Here is a 17,795-nt window from a genome sequence, read left to right on the forward strand (position 1 = left end):
GCTAGACGGGCTAGACGGGCTGGACGGCTAGGAGACCGCTTCGTGAAGGCGGGCTGCCTGCTTGTCCTTGATCGGACCGATGGCCGACAGCGAGGGGCGCTGGCCCAGGATGTCGTGGGCCACCGCGCGCACCTCGTCGGGCGTGACGGCTGATATCCGGGCGAGCATGTCGTCGACCGACATCTGCTCTCCCCAGCACAGCTCGCTCTTGCCGATGCGGTTCATCAGGGCACCAGTGTCCTCCAGCCCAAGGACGGTGGAGCCCGCGAGCTGACCGATGGCGCGGCCGATCTCGTCGTCGGACAGGCTGTGCTCGGCGACCTGTTCGAGCTCGTCGCGGCAGATCTTCAGCACGTCGTGGACCTGGCTGGGGCGGCAGCCCGCGTAGACGCCGAAGAGGCCGCAGTCGGCGAAGCCCGAGGTGTACGAGTACACGCTGTAGGCCAGGCCCCGCTTCTCGCGGATCTCCTGGAAGAGGCGTGAGGACATGCCGCCGCCGAGCGCGGTGTTCAGGACGCTCAGGGCCCAGCGGCGCTCGTCGGTGCGGGCCAGGCCTGGCATGCCGAGGATGACATGGGCCTGCTCGCTCCTGCGGTTGACCACCTCGACCCGTCCCGCCGTACGCAGGTTGCGGCGGCCGTCGCGCGGGGCGACAGGTGTGGCCTGGGTCTGCGAGAGGGCGCCCGCCTTCTCGAACGCGGCGCGGACCTGGCGTACCACGCGCGCGTGGTCGACGTTTCCGGCGGCCGCGACCACCAGGTGGGTCGGGTCGTAGTGCCGCTTGTAGAAGCGGCGGATACGGGCGGCGTCCAGCGCGTTGACCGTGTCGACCGTGCCGAGCACCGGGCGGCCCAGCGGGGTGTCGCCGAGCATGGTGTGCGCGAACAGGTCGTGCACACAGTCGCCCGGGTCGTCCTCGGTCATCGCGATCTCTTCGAGGATGACCCCGCGCTCGGCGTCGACGTCCTCCTGCTCGATCAGCGAGCCGGTGAGCATGTCGCACACCACGTCGATCGCGAGCGGAAGGTCGGTGTCGAGCACGCGCGCGTAGTAGCAGGTGTACTCCTTCGCCGTGAAGGCGTTCATCTCGCCGCCGACCGCGTCGATGGCGGCGGAGATGTCCAGGGCACTGCGGCGCTTGGTGCCCTTGAAGAGGAGGTGCTCCAGGTAGTGCGTGGCGCCGTTCAGGGACGGGGTCTCGTCCCGTGAGCCGACGTGGGCCCAGATGCCGAAGGTGGCGGAGCGTACGGAGGGGAGGGTCTCGGTGACGACGCGCAGGCCGCCCGGCAGGGTCGTACGACGGACCGTGCCGATGCCGTTCTCGCCCTTGAGCAGGGTTTGGGTACGGGCGACGGCCCGTGCCTCCGAGGAGACACGGGCCGTCGCCTGAGAACTACGGGACGTCACTTGGCGGCGTCGTCCTTCTTCTCGTCCTCTTCGCCCTCGATGACCGGGATCAGCGAGAGCTTGCCGCGGGAGTCGATCTCGGCGATCTCGACCTGCACCTTGGCGCCGACGCCGAGCACGTCCTCGACGTTCTCCACGCGCTTGCCACCGGCGAGCTTGCGGATCTGCGAGATGTGCAGCAGGCCGTCCTTGCCCGGCATGAGCGACACGAACGCACCGAAGGTGGTCGTCTTGACGACCGTGCCCAGGTAGCGCTCGCCGACCTCCGGCATGGTCGGGTTGGCGATGCCGTTGATCGTGGCGCGGGCGGCCTCGGCGGCCGGGCCGTCGGCGGCACCGATGTAGATGGTGCCGTCGTCCTCGATCGTGATGTCGGCGCCGGTGTCCTCCTGGATCTGGTTGATCATCTTGCCCTTGGGGCCGATGACCTCACCGATCTTGTCCACCGGGATCTTGACGGTGATGATCCGCGGGGCGTTCGGGGACATCTCGTCCGGGACGTCGATGGCCTCGTTCATCACGTCGAGGATGTGCAGACGCGCGTCGCGGGCCTGCTTCAGCGCGGCGGCCAGGACCGAGGCGGGGATGCCGTCGAGCTTGGTGTCGAGCTGCAGCGCGGTCACGAACTGCTTCGTACCGGCGACCTTGAAGTCCATGTCGCCGAAGGCGTCCTCCGCACCGAGGATGTCGGTGAGGGCGACGTAGTGCGTCTCGCCGTCGATCTCCTGGGAGATCAGACCCATGGCGATACCGGCGACGGCGGCCTTCAGCGGCACACCGGCGTTCAGCAGCGACATGGTGGAGGCGCAGACCGAGCCCATGGACGTCGAGCCGTTGGAGCCCAGCGCCTCGGAGACCTGGCGGATGGCGTACGGGAACTCCTCGCGCGTCGGCAGCACCGGCACGATGGCGCGCTCGGCGAGCGCACCGTGGCCGATCTCGCGGCGCTTCGGCGAACCGACGCGGCCGGTCTCACCGACGGAGTACGGCGGGAAGTTGTAGTTGTGCATGTAGCGCTTGCGGGTCACCGGGGAGAGGGTGTCCAGCTGCTGCTCCATGCGGAGCATGTTCAGGGTGGTGACGCCCAGGATCTGGGTCTCGCCACGCTCGAACAGCGCCGAACCGTGCACCCGCGGGATGGCCTCGACCTCGGCGGCGAGCGTACGGATGTCCGTGACGCCACGGCCGTCGATGCGGACCTTGTCCTTGATGATGCGCTCGCGGACCAGCTTCTTGGTCAGCGCGCGGTAGGCACCGGAGATCTCCTTCTCGCGGCCCTCGAACTGCGGGAGCAGCTTCTCGGCGGCGATCTCCTTGACGCGGTCCAGCTCGGTCTCGCGCTCCTGCTTGCCGGCGATGGTGAGCGCCTGCGAGAGCTCGGAGGACACGGCCGCGGTCAGCGCCTGAAGGACGTCGTCCTGGTAGTCGAGGAAGACCGGGAACTCGCCGACCGGCTTGGCGGCCTTGGCGGCGAGCTCGGACTGGGCCTTGCAGAGCGCCTTGATGAAGGGCTTCGCGGCCTCGAGACCGGCGGCGACGACCTCCTCGGTGGGGGCGGTGGCGCCGTCCGTGACGAGCTGGATGGTCTTCTCGGTGGCCTCGGCCTCGACCATCATGATCGCGACGTCGCCGTCCTCCAGGACGCGACCCGCGACGACCATGTCGAAGACGGCGTCCTCGAGCTCGGTGTGCGTCGGGAAGGCGACCCACTGGCCCTTGATCAGGGCGACACGGGTGCCGCCGATCGGGCCGGAGAAGGGCAGGCCGGCCAGCTGCGTGGAGCAGGAGGCGGCGTTGATCGCGACCACGTCGTACAGGTGGTCGGGGTTGAGCGCCATGATCGTCTCGACGATCTGGATCTCGTTGCGCAGGCCCTTCTTGAAGGAAGGACGCAGCGGGCGGTCGATCAGGCGGCAGGTGAGGACGGCGTCCTCGGAGGGGCGGCCTTCCCGGCGGAAGAAGGAGCCGGGGATCTTGCCGGCCGCGTACATCCGCTCCTCGACGTCCACCGTGAGGGGGAAGAAGTCGAGCTGGTCCTTGGGCCTCTTGGAGGCGCTGGTGGCCGACAGCACCATGGTGTCGTCGTCCAGGTACGCCACGGCGGAGCCGGCGGCCTGCTTGGCCAGGCGGCCCGTCTCGAAGCGGATGGTGCGGGTGCCGAAGGTTCCGTTGTCGATAACGGCCTCGGCGTAGTGGGTCTCGTTCTCCACTAGCGTTTTCTCCGTGTCTTCTCGTCTTTCGTCCTCCTGCCCGTGTGGCGGGGGGACGGTGGCGGAGAAGCGTGCACCTTGTGGTCGGGCCGGTCTTCGATCGAAGCACCCGGGGTGAGTGTCCCGGGGGCCACTACCGAGGACCGGCGGCGGCGAGGGACGCTTCTCCTCGTTCGGTATTGCGTTGTCGAGTCGTACGTGTCGTACGTCTCACACAGTGCCGTGCGACCAGACTACAAAGCCCCGGTGCGACTGTGCACGTACAGCAAAGGGAGCGGCCCCCTTTAGGTGGGAACCGCTCCCTTCGGCATGTCTTACTTGGCGCCCGCCGCACCGCGGCGGATGCCGAGGCGCTCGACCAGCGTACGGAAGCGCTGGATGTCCTTCTTGGCCAGGTACTGCAGAAGGCGGCGACGCTGGCCGACCAGGATCAGCAGACCACGGCGGGAGTGGTGGTCGTGCTTGTGGGTCTTCAGGTGCTCGGTCAGGTCGGAGATACGACGCGAGAGCATCGCCACCTGGACCTCGGGGGAGCCGGTGTCACCTTCCTTGGTGGCGAACTCGGCCATGATCTGCTTCTTCGTGGCGGTGTCGAGCGACACGCGAACTCCTCGTTTGTCTCGTGGTGCCGCCGAGTGCTCCTGGTCTACTTCTCAGAGAGCTTCCGTGACTCGGAGGCGGGGGACCGTCGGGCGCTGCTCCATATGAGTGACGATGGGGGTCGTCGCTCACGATTTGGGGCGCGTACACAGACGGGTGTTACACAGAGTACCAGCCCGCCTCAGGACGGCTTACCTCAGGACGTCAGTGCGCGGATCGAGTGGTAGACGTCGAAGACGGCGAGGCACAGCGGGAGCAGCGTCAGCAGGACGAAGGTCTCGCCGACCTCGAGGAGGCGGCCCCAGAACGGGGTGACGCCCTTGCGCGGCACGATGAGTCCGATCGCGGTGAGGGTCGCGGCCATGGCGGCGATCGCGGCGGTCAGCCAGATCATGCGGATGTCCAGGCCCGCGCCATCCCCCTTCGCGGCCTCGCTCCACAACTCCGCGGGCGGGTTCAGGGCCAGGCCGAGGCCGAGCAGCAGCAGGGCGCCGAGACCCGCGGCGAGTGCGACGCCGACCTGCGCGGTGTAGCGGAAGAGATGGGCGCGCATCAGCATCGCGACACCGGTGGCGAGTGCGAGCAGTTGTCCCCACACGTTGTCGGAGAAACCCAGGACGGCGGCCGCGGCGGCGGTCACCAGAGCGCAGCCGCCGACCAGGCCGACCAGCAGCTCGTGGCCGCGGCGTGCCTGGGCGGCGATACGGGCGGCGTCGACCGGGCCGGGCGGGGTGGCGTCGTCCGCGTCGCCGTAGGCACCGACCGTCGTACGGGGCGGTTCGAACCCGATGGGCAGCCGGGCGAAGCGCGCCGAGAGACCGGGCAGGAAGGCCAGGACACCCACGGCGAGCGGCACGCACGCGGCGGCGCTCTGGACGGGACCGATTCCGGTGAGGATCGCGACGAAGGTGACGAGCAGGCCGATCGTCGACGCGAGGACGAAGGCGACGAAGGGACCGTCGCCACTGGGCGTCACGATCACCAGGACCACCGAGGCCACCAGGACGGCGGCGCAGGCGAGCAGGAACTGCAGCCGTCCGTTGCCCTGTCCCGCGGCGGGCGCGAGCAGGCCGGCCCCGGCCACGGCGACGTTCGCGAGGGCTCCGAGGCCGAAGGCGACGGCCGAGCCGCGGTCGTCGTACACGCGCGAACGCACCCCGGCGAGTGCGAGCAGCAGTACGCCGGTGACCGCGGCCAGGATGCCGGGCAGGCCGTGCATGTCGTGTCCGGGGGCGGCGCTCCACAGGACGAAGGCGAGCAGGACCAGGAGCGCCGAGCCGCCGAAGAGGCCGGCGCCGCGCATCAGGTCGTCGCTCCACAGGGTGCGGTCGCGGGCGACGGCGGAGGCCACGGCGTCGGAGACGTCGTCGAAGACCGCGGGCGGCAGAGACTCGGCGAAGGGCCGCAGCGAGAGCAGTTCACCGTCGAGGATGCGCTGGGCGGCGAGGGACCGGCCGCCGTCGAGCACGGTGCCGTCGCGCCGCACGAGGTGGTACCCGACGGGGGCACCCGGCGTCGGCGTCTGACCCGACAGACGGAGGATCTCCGGATACAGGTCGGCGACGGCGATGTCCTCGGGCAGGGCGACGTCGACGCGGCCGTCCGGTGCCACGACCGTGACCCGGCAGAAGCCGGTGCTGCCGTTGGACACAGTCGCGGGAGCCGTTTGACCGCCTCCGGTGGCCGTGGCTGGGGCCGACATACTCACCTGCTGCTTCCCCTCGTGGTGATCCTGGCTGGCAAGCCTGACATTCCGAATCACCGCTTCTTTGCGGTAGTTCACGGCCGCTTGACGGCCACGCGAACACGTCGCGTCACCCTACCGCCCGGCTCCGACTCGTCGCGCAAGTAGGATCCCTCCCCGCGGATGGAGCCCGTCGCCACGGGGGCGCGCGGAGCGGAACATTTCCGTCCGGCTAGGGAATTGGTGAGCTGTGAGTCAGATCGTCGTCAAGCGCCCACCGCGGGCCCTGCCGTCCCAAGTGCCCGACGAGCAGGTGCAGCTGCAACCGCCGCCGGAACTGCCCCGCGGGCAGCAGGAAGGCGCCCTGATGCAGCTGCTGCCGATGCTCGGCATGGGCGGTTCGGTCGTCTTCTTCTTTATGACCCCGAACCCGATCATGCGGATCATGGGCATGGTGATGATCGCGTCGACGGTCGCCATGGGCGTCGCCATGCTCGTCCGCTACCGGCGCGGAACCCAGGGCCAACTCGCGGATCTGCGGCGTGACTACCTCAAGTATCTGGCGCAGACGCGGCGCACGGTGCTGAAGACGGCGCACCGCCAGCGTGATGCGCAGTTCTATCTGCACCCGTCCCCCGAGCAGTTGTGGGCGCTCGTCGCCGAAGGGAGCCGGGTCTGGGAGCGCCGCACCGGCGACGGCGACTTCGGCCAGGTACGCATCGGTCTGGGCAGTCAGCAGCTCGCCACGCCCCTCATCGCCCCCGACACCGCTCCGGTCGACGACCTCGAACCGCTCACCGCGGGCGCGATGCAGCAGTTCCTCAACGCGCACAGCACCCTCGACGGCCTTCCGATGGCCGTGTCCCTGCGCGCCTTCTACCACTTGACGGTCAGCGGGGATCCGGACTCCGTGCGCTCGGCCGCTCGGGCGCTGGTGGGCTCGCTCGCCGCACTCCACTCCCCCGAGGACCTGGTCATCGCGGTGGCGGCCGACTCCGCTGCCGCGCCGCAGTGGGAATGGGCGAAGTGGCTGCCGCACGTCCAGGCCCCCGGCGAGGGCGACGGCGCGGGCACCCGGCGTCTGATCACCACCGACGCACACGACCTGCAGGACATGCTCGCCACCCGTCTGGAAGGACGTCCGCGCTTCCAGGGCGGCAACCACCCCCTCCTGGACCAGCCGCACATCGTGGTCGTACTCGACGGCCGGTCAGTGCCCGAGCCATCGGCGCTGGCCACTCCCGAGGGCCTTCAGGGCGTGACGATCATCGAGGTCGTCCCCGGCGAGCTCACGGGGGCCCGCGGCGGTCTGTCCGTCATCGTCCACCCGGACTCCCTGCAGCTGGAGTCCGGCCACGACCTGGTGTACGACGGAACCCCCGACCAGCTGAGTCTCGAGGCCGCGGAGGCACTCGCCCGGCAACTCGCCCCGCTGCGTGTGGGGGCGGGGGCGGACGACGACGAACCGCTGCTGGCCAACCTCGAGTTCACCGATCTGCTGAACCTCGGCGACGCCGCGTCGGTCGACGTCAGCCGCACCTGGCGGCCGCGTTCGCAGTCCGAGCGGCTGCGGGTGCCGATCGGTGTCGGCGAGGACGGCAGCCCCGTGATGCTGGACCTGAAGGAAGCGGCGCAGGAGGGCATGGGCCCGCACGGTCTGTGTGTCGGCGCCACGGGTTCCGGCAAGTCCGAGCTGCTGCGTACGCTCGTACTCGGTCTTGCCGTCACCCACTCGTCCGAGACGCTGAACTTCGTCCTCGCGGACTTCAAGGGCGGCGCCACCTTCGCGGGCATGTCCCAGATGCCGCACGTCGCGGCCGTGATCACCAACCTCGCCGACGACCTCACCCTCGTCGACCGCATGGGCGACTCCATCCGGGGCGAGCTCAACCGCCGCCAGGAGATGCTGCGCGACGCCGGCAACTACGCGAACATCCACGACTACGAGAAGGCCCGGGCAGCGGGCGCACCGCTGCAGCCGATCCCGTCACTCGTTCTCGTGATCGACGAGTTCAGCGAACTCCTCACCGCGATGCCGGACTTCATCGAGATGTTCGTGCAGATCGGCCGGATCGGACGTTCTCTGGGTGTGCATCTCCTGCTGGCTTCGCAGCGCCTGGAGGAGGGCCGGCTGCGCGGTCTGGAGACGTACCTGTCCTATCGGGTCGGTCTGCGGACGTTCTCCGCGGCCGAGTCCCGTGCGGCGCTCGGTGTCCCGGACGCATACTCACTGCCGAACGTCCCCGGGTCGGGGCTGCTCAAGTTCGGCACCGACGAGATGGTCCGCTTCAAGGCGGCGTACGTGTCCGGGGTCTACCGCACCAGTCAGCAGGCCGTAACTCCCGGTGGGCCCCTGCCGGTGGACCGCCGGCCGGTCACGTTCACCGCGTCGCCTGTCCCTGTCCGGTACTTCGAGCCGGCCGCGCAAACTGGCGTCCCGGAGCCCCGCACAGCCGAGGACGACGCCCTGGCGGACACCGTCCTCGATGTGATCGTACGGCGGCTGGAAGGGCGCGGCGCCGAGGCGCATCAGGTGTGGCTGCCGCCGCTCGACAACCCGCCGTCGCTGGACGAACTGCTGCCCGGTCTCACCGGGGTCGAGGGCCGCGGCCTGACACAGTCCGGATACGAGGGTGCCGGTCGGCTGGTCGTCCCGCTCGGCGTCGTGGACAAGCCGTACGAGCAACGTCGCGAGACCCTCTACCGGGACTTCTCCGGGGCCGCGGGGCATATGCAGATCATCGGCGGCCCGCAGTCGGGCAAGTCCACGCTGCTGCGGACCATCGTCTCCGCCTTCGCGTTGACCCACACACCGCAGGAGGTGCAGTTCTACGGGCTCGACTTCGGCGGTGGCAGTCTGTCGTCGGTGTCCGGCCTGCCGCATGTCGGCGGTGTCGCGTCCCGTCTCGACCCCGAGCGGGTGCGACGCACCGTGGCCGAGGTCTACGGCATCCTGACCCGCCGTGAGGAGTACTTCCGCAGCGCCGGTATCGACTCCATCGCCACCTACCGCAGGATGCGGCAGCGCGGCGACATCTCGGTCACGGACCAGCCGTGGGGCGACGTCTTCCTGGTGATCGACGGCTGGGGGAACTTCCGTAACGACTACGAGGGGCTCGAGCCCGCGGTGCTGGACATCGCCGCACGCGGACTCGGCTACGGCATCCATGTGATCCTCGCGGCGTCGCGCTCCATGGAGGTCCGGTCCAACATCAAGGACCACCTGATGAACAGGCTGGAGCTGAGGCTGGGCGACACGATGGACTCGGAGGTGGACCGCAAGGTCGCCGTCAACGTCCCCAGCGGTGTGCCCGGCCGCGGTCTGGTTCCGGAGAAGCTGCACTTCATGGGGGCTGTGCCACGTATCGACGGGGTCAACGCCGACAGCGACCTGTCCGAGGCCACGGCCGCGATGGCGAAGGAAGTCTCCCGTCACTGGACCGCGCCCGCCGCTCCGGCCGTACGGCTGCTCCCGCGCGAGCTGCCGGCCCACAGCCTTCCGGCCGGCCACGCGGAACCCCAGCGCGGCGTGGCGTTCGCCATCGACGAGAACGCCCTGGAACCGGTCTTCGTCAACTTCGACCGCGATCCGTTCTTCCTGGTCTTCGGTGAGAGCGAGTCGGGCAAGTCGAACCTGCTGCGGCTTCTGATCAAGCAGGTGACGGAGCGGTACGACGGGAACTCCGCCAAGCTCTTCGTGATCGACAACCGGCGTGCGCTCCTGGATGTGACGCCGGCCAGCCACCTGACCGAGTACGTCCCCATGTCCAACAACATGACGCATCACGTGGACGCGCTCGCGGACCTGATGCAGCGCCGGACGCCGTCCGCGGATGTCACGGCCCAGCAGCTGCGCGACCGGAGCTGGTGGCAGGGGCCGCAGGTCTATGTGGTGGTCGACGACTACGACCTGGTCTCCACGTCGAGCGGGAACCCGCTGGCCCCGCTGGCCGAGCACCTGCCCTTCGCACGTGACGTGGGCGTCCGCTTCATCATCGCCCGCCACAGCGCGGGGGCGAGCCGCACCTCGTACGAACCCTTCATGCAGCGAATGATGGAACTCGGCGCGCAGGGCGTACTGCTCTCCGGTGATCCGCAGGAGGGCGATGTCCTCGGCGGCGTACGGATGCGGCCTATGCCGGCGGGCCGGGGCATCTTCGTTTCACGGCAGCGGGGCAATCCGTTGGTGCAGACGGGCCGCATGCCGACGGACGAGTCCTGACGATCGGCGGGGCGGTGTTCGCGGCGACATTCGCGGTGGCGTTTGTCGCCGTCGGCCTGTGCGCCGAGCCGCGCGGGCTGTGGTGACGCTTCCGGGCTCGCCACTTCGACAACCCGGAAGCGCACGAGCCGTCGGCTGCGTCGTCCGTCCTGCCTGATGGGGCGGGCGAAGCCGCTGTCCGGTCAGTCCGGCGCATGCTGTGAACAACTCGGTGCACGACGTCGACACCAACGTCACAGACAGCCCTTGCCCGTAGTCGTAGCACGTCAATAGGTTGATGCGGAATGCAACCGTCCATCGGTACACGGGGGAAGGAGCCCAGCGGATGGCTTGGGACGAGTGGGAGCAGTTGAAAGCCGCGGCGGCCGAGAGGGAGTCGGCCCGGATGCAGCTGAACGGGCTACCTCCCGAGGACAGACCCAACGCGGGCGGTCCGCAAGGTGATCTCGAGGTGCATCAGCGGGATCTGGCGAAGATCGGGGACCACGCCTTCAAGCTGTACAACCGGCTGTGGAAGGAGGCACGCGTCACGAGCACGGACTCTGCGGCGACCGATCTGGACTCGCAGGGGTTCGCCCTCGGCAAGGCGCTGCAGCATGTGTCGAACCGGTGGGACAGGCAGCTGGGTTCGGTCATGGACGCGTGCGCGCTGATCTCCAACCACATGGATTTCACCAAGAACGCCCACGCCGGCAATGAGGTCTTCATCCAGCGGCACGTGAGCAGCATCCACACACTCGACGCGGGATTCGACGAGGACTGGGCGAAGTCGGGCGAGAAGAACAAGATCTACGGGCCGAAGGACGAGAAGGACAAGGACTGACTCCTGATGGATTTCGAAGCCCTGCACTCGGCCAACTTCAAACTACTCGACGACACGGTCAGCGACTGGACGAGCATGCTGACCAAACTGAAGGAACTGAAGCAGGACGCCAAGGACGGCCTCCATGGGCAGGCCAAGAAGGCCAACTGGGCCGGCTACAACGCCACTGTGTCACGTGAGTTCATCGGCAAGACCGCCGGCGAGTTCGGCGATGCCGTCACCCAGGCGACGTCGATTCGCAACATCATGCGCGACACCCGGGACGAGCTGAAGACACAGCAGCGCCTACTCAAGGAGGCCATCGACCGTGGGCGGGGCAAGAACTTGACGGTCTCCGCGAAGGACGGTGGCTTCGTCGTACGTGAGAACCCTGACGAGAAGGCTCCCAATGGCCAGAAGGATGTCGACGCCCTGGCCGGCGAGCTCCAGGGGATCCTGGACAAGGCAACCGAGATAGACAGTTCCGCGTCTACGTCGCTCAAGGCGCTGGTGGACCTCACGGACTACGGTTTCTCGGACGCCAAGTACAAGGACCGTGACGCGGCAGACAACGCCGTCAAGGAGGCCGAGCGGCTCGCTGCCGTGGCGAAGAAGAAGCCCGAGGACATGACGCCGAAGGACTTCGACACCCTGAAGTCGGGCCTGGAGAAGTACTCGGGCGACGAGATCTTCGCAGAGCATTTCGCCACGACCCTGGGCGCGAAGGGGACGCTCAACTTCTGGGAAGGCATCAACAATCCCCATGCCGCGTACAAGGTCGGCTCCGAGCGCGTCGACCAGTACGACGACCTCCAGAAGCACCTGAGCCTGACGCTCGCCACGGCCAGTCAGGCGGACACGCCCGGGATGTCCGGGTGGAAGTACGACATGGTCAATATCGGCGACGAGCCCGTCTCCAAGAACAGCAGGACTATGGGCTTCCAGGTCATGAGCAACCTGATGCGCTGGGGCGACTACGACGACCGTTTCCTGACGGACTACGGAAGCAAGCTGATTGAGACCGAGAAGAAGCTGACCGACAACGGCGGTCACACGCCGATGGCCTGGCAGCACATGGGCATGGACCCGTACCTCAATCGCACCGGGACCGACTCGGGCTCCGACCCGATGACCGGCTTCATGAAGGCGCTCGCCAACAGTCCCGGCGCGGCCACCGACTTCTTCAACGCCGACTTCGTCACCAAGGACGAGGACCACGACTTCGAACGGGACACCGACGGCAACGGCAAGAACGGCAAGGTCGGGCTCAGCAACTTCCAATACCTCTTCGAGGAACGCGACTGGCCGAAGGAGATCGACAACAAAGGCGAGGACAGCATCACAGGGCGCAACAACCTGGCGATGGCCCTGGAGGCGGCGACAACCGGGCACCCGGCCGGAGAGATGCCGACGCTCGACACACCAGCCCACAACGACGGGCAGGCCGAACTCGTCGAGAGCATCTTCCAGTCTGTCTCCGAGAACCCCAAGCGACTCACCGATCACGGCTATATGTCCGACAGTCTCGGTCAGATCGCTGCCGAGTACATGCCGGACATCAACCGAGGGCTGCACCCGGGCAAGGAGAACGAGGAGAATCTCTTCCCCGTCGCCGGGACGGCGGCCACTCTCAGCGAACAGGACATCACGCGCTACCTGTACACGGTGGGCCAGAACCCGGACGGCTACGCCGCCGTCAATACCGGTCAGCACAGCTACACCACGTCCCTGATGGAGTACCACTTCGCGAATCCCGACGCGTATCTGGCAGACAAGAACTACAGCGAGGACGAGAACCTCAAGAAGACCATCGAGGACGTCTCCAGGGTCGCCGGGGAGATCGAGGGGACGATCGGCGCCGGTCGAGCCTACGCGAACGAGGTCGAAGGCGGCGCCAAGGACCAGGAGTTCAACGATGCCATCACGACGACGAGTACCTGGGTCAGCAGTGGTGTCGGCATCGGCGTCGGGCTGGCGACGGCACCGTTCTCCGGTCCGGGCGGGGTCGTGGCGGGTGGCCTCGCCGGCACGGCCACTGGCGAGATCATCGGGGCTCTGACAGACGGTGCGATGAAGGACAGCTCGGACGAGGTGATCTATCGCAACGGCAAGGAGATCAACGACACCCGCGAGTCGACGTACACCCTTGTCGAGGCAGCGGCACAGAAGGCGGGCGAAAGCGCCAAGAACCCTTCCCCCCACATCGTCTCCTCAGCCGCCACCGCCGCCGAGCAGGGCTTCAACAACGCCAAGACCAATGTCGCGGACTACTGCGACGGTCAGGGAGTTCCCAAGGCGTTGGACAAGGAAGGGTGACTCTGTGAACGGCGTGCCGAAGAAGCTGACTCTCCTCGTCGCGATCACCACGATCGCGGGGGCGGCCGCAGTCTTTGCTTACCTCAGCGGGTTCCCCCCATTCGAACGCAGCGGGGATATCAGCTCGAAGGAGGTATGCGAATCACTGGGGGACAAGGGGGAATCCGTCCCAGCCCTGAAAGACGTCCTTCCAGACAAAACGGAGTATTCCTTCGACGACAGGACCGACGGCGAGACGGTCGCGCAGGGAGGTTCGAGCTTCACCGCCGACTGCCTCGTCTGGGGCGAAGGCAGCGTTCTGCTGAGTGCGCGGACACAGATGATGGTCGCCAAGCCGTCTCAGAGCTGGGCGGCGGAGGCTATCGGGGAAGACCTCGCCTCTCGAGCCACCTCCTTCGAAGCAGGGGCCATGGGGGTCGTCGAAGGAGGCAAAGCAGCGCTGCTCGTGCCCTGCTCGGCCCCGGGGAGTGTCGTGGGAGGCAGCTACAGCCTGAGCGTTGTGGTCCACCTGAGGGGTCACGAAGGATCGGAGAAGGCCAAGGTGGAGCAGCGTTTGGTCGACCTGGCCGTGGGGTCGGCGCGTTTCGCGCACAAGACGGCTGAGTGCGACCTCCCTTCCAAGATCCCGGCCGCCTCTCCGCAGGTCGGTCGCGATTCGTAGACGAGAGGGGGTCCGCAGAGTGCATCAGTAGCGGTCGCGGTGCAGCCAGGGGCTGTCCTGCTATCGGGGCGTCTGTTCGACGTATGGTCTGCGAGACGGTGTGTTCAGCGCCGTTGTCTCGGCCGCCAGGGAGTGCATCGTTGAGCTCGAACCCCACCTGTTGCTTCTGTTGCCTGATCATCGATCTTGATCAGGACCAGGGGGCGACCGAGCTCAGACTTGGTGCGGTGGACCCGGCGCGGGGCGGTGAGGTGCGGCAATGGGCCTACTCACACTCAAGCTGTCTGCGTGAGCGAGTCCACCCGGATATCGACCTGTGGTGCGAGTTGTGAGGCCAAGGGGCGGCCCCGGGACTGCCGCTCGCTGATCCTTTCGAGCGCATCGATCGCCTCGTTCACGGCTGCGGATACAGAGGCGACGCCGCCGTCCGTACCGCCGTCCGTCGACAACCGCTCGACGTCGCTGAGTCTTCCTGGCGGGGCGTACCACGCCAGGCTGGCACGAGGCCCAGTCAAGGGTGCGCTCTGCGAGCGCGGGCTCCGTGACGCCGTGCCCGTAGCTGAACTGCTCGTATCCGAACTGTCGGGAGCGGCGGCTGCGTTGCGCTCGCGGAAGCTGGAGTGCATGGCCGCGCGCAAGGAGCTGGACGGCCACGAGTAGGGTCCTGGGCGTATGTGGGGCAAGGGGCCCTCAGTTGTTGTCGGTGGTCGGTGCTACGGGGGCGGAAACGATGCGGCGCTGGGTGAAGGTGTCGTTGGTGGTCGCGGTGGTCCTGGGCGTGGGTGGGAAGGTCGCCGAGCCCTCTGTGCGGGACTGGGTCCTGGCGCGGAACGCCTGTGGTGGGGCGCTGCCCCGAGACGCGGTAGAGCAGCTCTCGCCGGAGGACTCGCATCTGAAGGCTGAGGAGTCCCAGCAGATCGACGGCCTGGGGTCCTACTCCTGCAGCCTCACCATGGAGGGCGACGAGGTGCACGACGAGCGGCTCGTGGTGATGCAGGCCTTCACCCGGCGGGACGACCAGGACCGGGAGTTCATGACGGCCGTCTCGAATGAGGAATTCTCGCCGCAGGCTCCGGTGCCTGACGGGCTGCCCGGGTTCATCGACAAGTTCGGCACCATCCAGCTACTGCTGCCGTGCCCGGATCTCGGCAAGGACGCCGACGGCAGGCAGCGCAAGCTGCTCGTGCATACGCGGACGGGACGGGACGCCAACTACGGGGTGCCGGGAGCCGTGTACCGGACGGCCGTTTCGCTCGCCAACTCCGCTTCCAAAACGCTCGGTTGTGGCGCGAAGCCCCTCAAGGCCCCGAAGGGGGAGCCCGTGCCGGTCGACCCCCAGGACTCCGATGACCGCCCGGCGCCGGTGTCGCTGTCGAAGGCGAGGGACACCGGATGCGGGTGGGTGACCAGGGCCGGGCTGTCCAAGAGCAGGGACTGGCGGGTCACGGTGGGCACCAACGACGCTGCGCCCATGGGGTACTGCGACCTGTCCGTCGGGCGCGAGGAGGAGTCCGGGGCGGGAGGGAAGGGCATGTACTTCGTCGCCTTGTACGGCGACTGGAGCAACCGCCTCACCGCCGGCAGGGACAAGGGCGAGAGGCGTTCCATGACAGCCAGCGCCCGCTGCGGCGGCGAGGCGGCCCATTTCGCTCTCGCTGCTTCCGATGACATTCCGGGAGTTGGCGAAACCATGAAGCGGCGGATGCTCAAGGAGTTCGCACAGGATCAGACGCGTCGGCGGGGCTGCTCCGGCCTGCGACTCTCCTTCTGACGCCGCACGGCTTGGGCGTCGGCGTCAGGTCCTCAGCCACAGCGCGCGGACGTACGCGTCGTCCAGCAGTTGCCGCATCGCATCCGCGCGGCGCGCCGGCACGTTCCGCTCCTTCGCCCAGCGGTCCAGCACCGAGAACAGCTGGTGCCGTCCGTCCATGAGGTCGCCGCGTACCGGCCCGGCGACCGGCCGGTCCGCGATGCCGCCCATGGGTGGACGGGTGTCCAGCTGCTGGGATGCGGGGCGGAAGGTGCCGCGCGTGTGTTCCCGTACGGTCGCGTCGAAGGCGGCGAGATCGGCGATCGTGCCATCCCTGGCGTAGCGGGCGCGGTACTTCATGAGGTCACCGACACGGTCTGCCACGTCCTGGAGGTCGTTGTCGGGCCAGGTTGTCGCGGTCGAGGTGGTGTCACGGCCTGAGGGACGGAAGGCCGGGTCGCCGCCCTGGTCGGTCAGCCGCTCCAGGTAGTGGGCGAAGTAGGCGCGTTCGGCGTCGTAGAGGATCGCGAACGCCTCGGGGTCCATGGCGAGTTCGGCGACCAGGTGCTCGATGTCAGCGTCCGTGTCCATGATGCCGTCGGCGTACTCAAAAGTGGCGTGCGCTTCGCGGGGGGCGAGGAAGCGGCCGAGCCAGACCCAGCCGTTCCGGTCGGCCCTGGCCTGGTCGGAGGGCTCAGCGGGGCCGGACGCATGGCGGTTGTAGCGGTGGTACCGCGCCGCGTCCACCACATACTCGGCCACCATCCGGGCCACGCCCGGCGCCAGGCCCGCGGGGAGTTCGACATGGTCGAGCGCGGCGGCAACGGCATAGGCGCTGCGCGCTTGCGCCAAGGTGTGCGGCTTCCCGGGGCCCGCGGAACGGGTGGCCGCGTCCACGATGCGACCCAGGAGGCGGGCGCCGTCGCCGCACACCTTCTCGTGCGCCAGCAGCTTCCTCGCGGACCCGAGGCGGGCGAGGTCGTCGCCCGGGTCGAGGGCCTTGGTCGCGGCCGCGGGATCGTCGGCGAGGGCTCGTGCCTCGGCGGGCAGTTGCCAACAGGGCTCGTCATCACTGGAGTCGGCGACCGCCAGGGGGATCGTCACCCCGGCCGCCAGCACCACCACGGCCACCCCCGAGACGAGCAGCCAGTGCCTCCTCAGCCGGCGGAACCAGCCACCCCGCTCGGTGGAACGGTCCGCGGACCCGCTCCCGCGCCCTTCGGCACTCCCGTCACCACCGCCACCACCGCCACCACCGCCACCACCGCTTCCCCGATCACGCATCCGAGCAGCCTAGCGACTGGCGCGGTTCACGAAGAACAGGGTGGGCACCCCTCGCGCGTGCCCACCCCTTGTGTCTGCGTACGGCGTTCAGTGCCTAGAGGAAGTAACTGGCTGCCCTCTTGTCGCCGCCCATGTACTCGCCGCCTGCGTTTGCGACGACCTGGCCGATCTGCTTGAGGGCCGTGTGGATGTCGTTAGCTTCCTTGTCCCACTTCTGCTGTTCCGTGACGTAGGTGGAGTGCGCCTCGCCCTCCCAGCCGGCGGCGACGCTCATCATGGCCGTCCTGATGTCACGCAGGTCCTGCTCGAGCTTCTTGGCCTGATTACCGAGCGTCGTCGCCGCCACGTCGAGGCCGTCGTACTTGACGACGAGTTCGTCTGCTGAGTTCGTGCTCATGATTTCCTCTTCTCACGTGTTATTTTCATCCGGCTCTTGGACCTGCCGGGATCGGGTTCGCCCAGTGGTTCTAGAGGCTGCTGATGCCCGACTTCGGGGCGGCGTTGGTGCCGACACCGAGATCGACGTTGATGCTCTGCACGGCAGCTCGGATCTCGTCCTCCGTGCCATCCTTGATCTTCCGCGATGTGTTCATGCCATCGAGGAACTTTGCGAGGATGTTGCCGAGACGCACCATCGAGGTGTTGATTTCGGACTGCTTGCTGTTGAATGCCCCGGCGCCAATGCCCTTCCACTGGCCCTCGAGGCTGTCGATCGTGCCCTGGATCTGCGTGAGCTGGCCCTTGATCGAGTTGAACTTCGCGAGGATTTCCTTCTCAAGCTTGACTACTTGCTGATCTGAAAGCCGCTGTCCTTGTGCCATGTTGCGTTTCCCCTCTGAATTACTGTTGTGGCGGGCTG

General features: G+C 67.9%; 13 protein-coding genes. 6 read left to right on the forward strand and 7 right to left on the reverse strand.

Annotated elements, in window-relative coordinates; translation table 11 throughout:
* Positions 1 to 27: 27 nt before the first annotated feature.
* The 4 genes from U9R90_RS08570 to eccD form a co-directional block, all read right to left on the reverse strand.
* Positions 28 to 1,407 (reverse strand): M16 family metallopeptidase, encoded by a 1,380-nt coding sequence (locus U9R90_RS08570; RefSeq protein ID WP_411055794.1) that lies wholly within the window; start codon positions 1,405 to 1,407, stop codon positions 28 to 30.
* Entirely contained in the window at positions 1,404 to 3,617 is a 2,214-nt protein-coding gene (locus U9R90_RS08575; RefSeq protein WP_411055795.1) for a polyribonucleotide nucleotidyltransferase, read from the reverse strand. The genes U9R90_RS08570 and U9R90_RS08575 overlap by 4 nt, the downstream gene beginning before the upstream one ends.
* A gap of 314 nt (positions 3,618 to 3,931) precedes the next feature.
* On the reverse strand, positions 3,932 to 4,219 hold the full coding sequence (gene rpsO, locus U9R90_RS08580; RefSeq protein ID WP_411055796.1) for a 30S ribosomal protein S15: 288 nt from the start codon (positions 4,217 to 4,219) through the stop codon (positions 3,932 to 3,934).
* A gap of 194 nt (positions 4,220 to 4,413) precedes the next feature.
* Positions 4,414 to 5,919 carry a type VII secretion integral membrane protein EccD gene (gene eccD, locus U9R90_RS08585; RefSeq protein WP_411055797.1) on the reverse strand — a complete coding sequence of 502 codons (1,506 nt, stop codon included), beginning with the start codon at positions 5,917 to 5,919 and terminating at the stop codon, positions 4,414 to 4,416.
* Between the two features lie 232 nt (positions 5,920 to 6,151).
* Here eccD and eccCa point away from each other — a divergent pair, with 232 nt between their 5' ends.
* The 6 genes from eccCa to U9R90_RS08615 all read left to right on the forward strand — a co-directional run bounded on the left by eccCa (position 6,152) and on the right by U9R90_RS08615 (position 15,673).
* The gene (eccCa, locus tag U9R90_RS08590; RefSeq protein WP_411055798.1) at positions 6,152 to 10,123 is read left to right on the forward strand and encodes a type VII secretion protein EccCa; all 3,972 of its coding nucleotides are present in this window, start codon (positions 6,152 to 6,154) and stop codon (positions 10,121 to 10,123) included.
* 325 nt (positions 10,124 to 10,448) lie between these two features.
* The gene (locus tag U9R90_RS08595) at positions 10,449 to 10,946 is read left to right on the forward strand and encodes a hypothetical protein (RefSeq protein WP_411055799.1); all 498 of its coding nucleotides are present in this window, start codon (positions 10,449 to 10,451) and stop codon (positions 10,944 to 10,946) included.
* Positions 10,947 to 10,952: 6 nt separating this feature from the next.
* Entirely contained in the window at positions 10,953 to 13,241 is a 2,289-nt protein-coding gene (locus tag U9R90_RS08600; protein ID WP_411055800.1) for a hypothetical protein, read from the forward strand.
* A gap of 4 nt (positions 13,242 to 13,245) precedes the next feature.
* Positions 13,246 to 13,902: a hypothetical protein gene (locus tag U9R90_RS08605; RefSeq protein WP_411055801.1), complete on the forward strand. Its 657-nt coding sequence runs from the start codon at positions 13,246 to 13,248 to the stop codon at positions 13,900 to 13,902.
* A gap of 288 nt (positions 13,903 to 14,190) precedes the next feature.
* Positions 14,191 to 14,562 (forward strand): hypothetical protein, encoded by a 372-nt coding sequence (locus U9R90_RS08610; RefSeq protein WP_411055802.1) that lies wholly within the window; start codon positions 14,191 to 14,193, stop codon positions 14,560 to 14,562.
* Between the two features lie 70 nt (positions 14,563 to 14,632).
* A complete protein-coding gene (locus tag U9R90_RS08615; RefSeq protein WP_411055803.1) occupies positions 14,633 to 15,673 on the forward strand; it encodes a hypothetical protein in 1,041 nt (346 codons plus the stop codon).
* Between the two features lie 24 nt (positions 15,674 to 15,697).
* Here the strand turns inward: U9R90_RS08615 and U9R90_RS08620 are convergent, their stop codons facing one another.
* The 3 genes from U9R90_RS08620 to U9R90_RS08630 form a co-directional block, all read right to left on the reverse strand.
* Positions 15,698 to 16,936: a hypothetical protein gene (locus tag U9R90_RS08620; RefSeq protein ID WP_411055804.1), complete on the reverse strand. Its 1,239-nt coding sequence runs from the start codon at positions 16,934 to 16,936 to the stop codon at positions 15,698 to 15,700.
* A gap of 94 nt (positions 16,937 to 17,030) precedes the next feature.
* Positions 17,031 to 17,333 carry a WXG100 family type VII secretion target gene (locus U9R90_RS08625; protein ID WP_411055805.1) on the reverse strand — a complete coding sequence of 101 codons (303 nt, stop codon included), beginning with the start codon at positions 17,331 to 17,333 and terminating at the stop codon, positions 17,031 to 17,033.
* Positions 17,334 to 17,403: 70 nt separating this feature from the next.
* Positions 17,404 to 17,757: a WXG100 family type VII secretion target gene (locus tag U9R90_RS08630; protein WP_411055806.1), complete on the reverse strand. Its 354-nt coding sequence runs from the start codon at positions 17,755 to 17,757 to the stop codon at positions 17,404 to 17,406.
* Positions 17,758 to 17,795: the final 38 nt, after the last annotated feature.

Origin of the sequence: Streptomyces sp. E11-3, assembly GCF_046540415.1 — a bacterium.
In the GTDB taxonomy this organism is placed as follows: domain Bacteria; phylum Actinomycetota; class Actinomycetes; order Streptomycetales; family Streptomycetaceae; genus Streptomyces.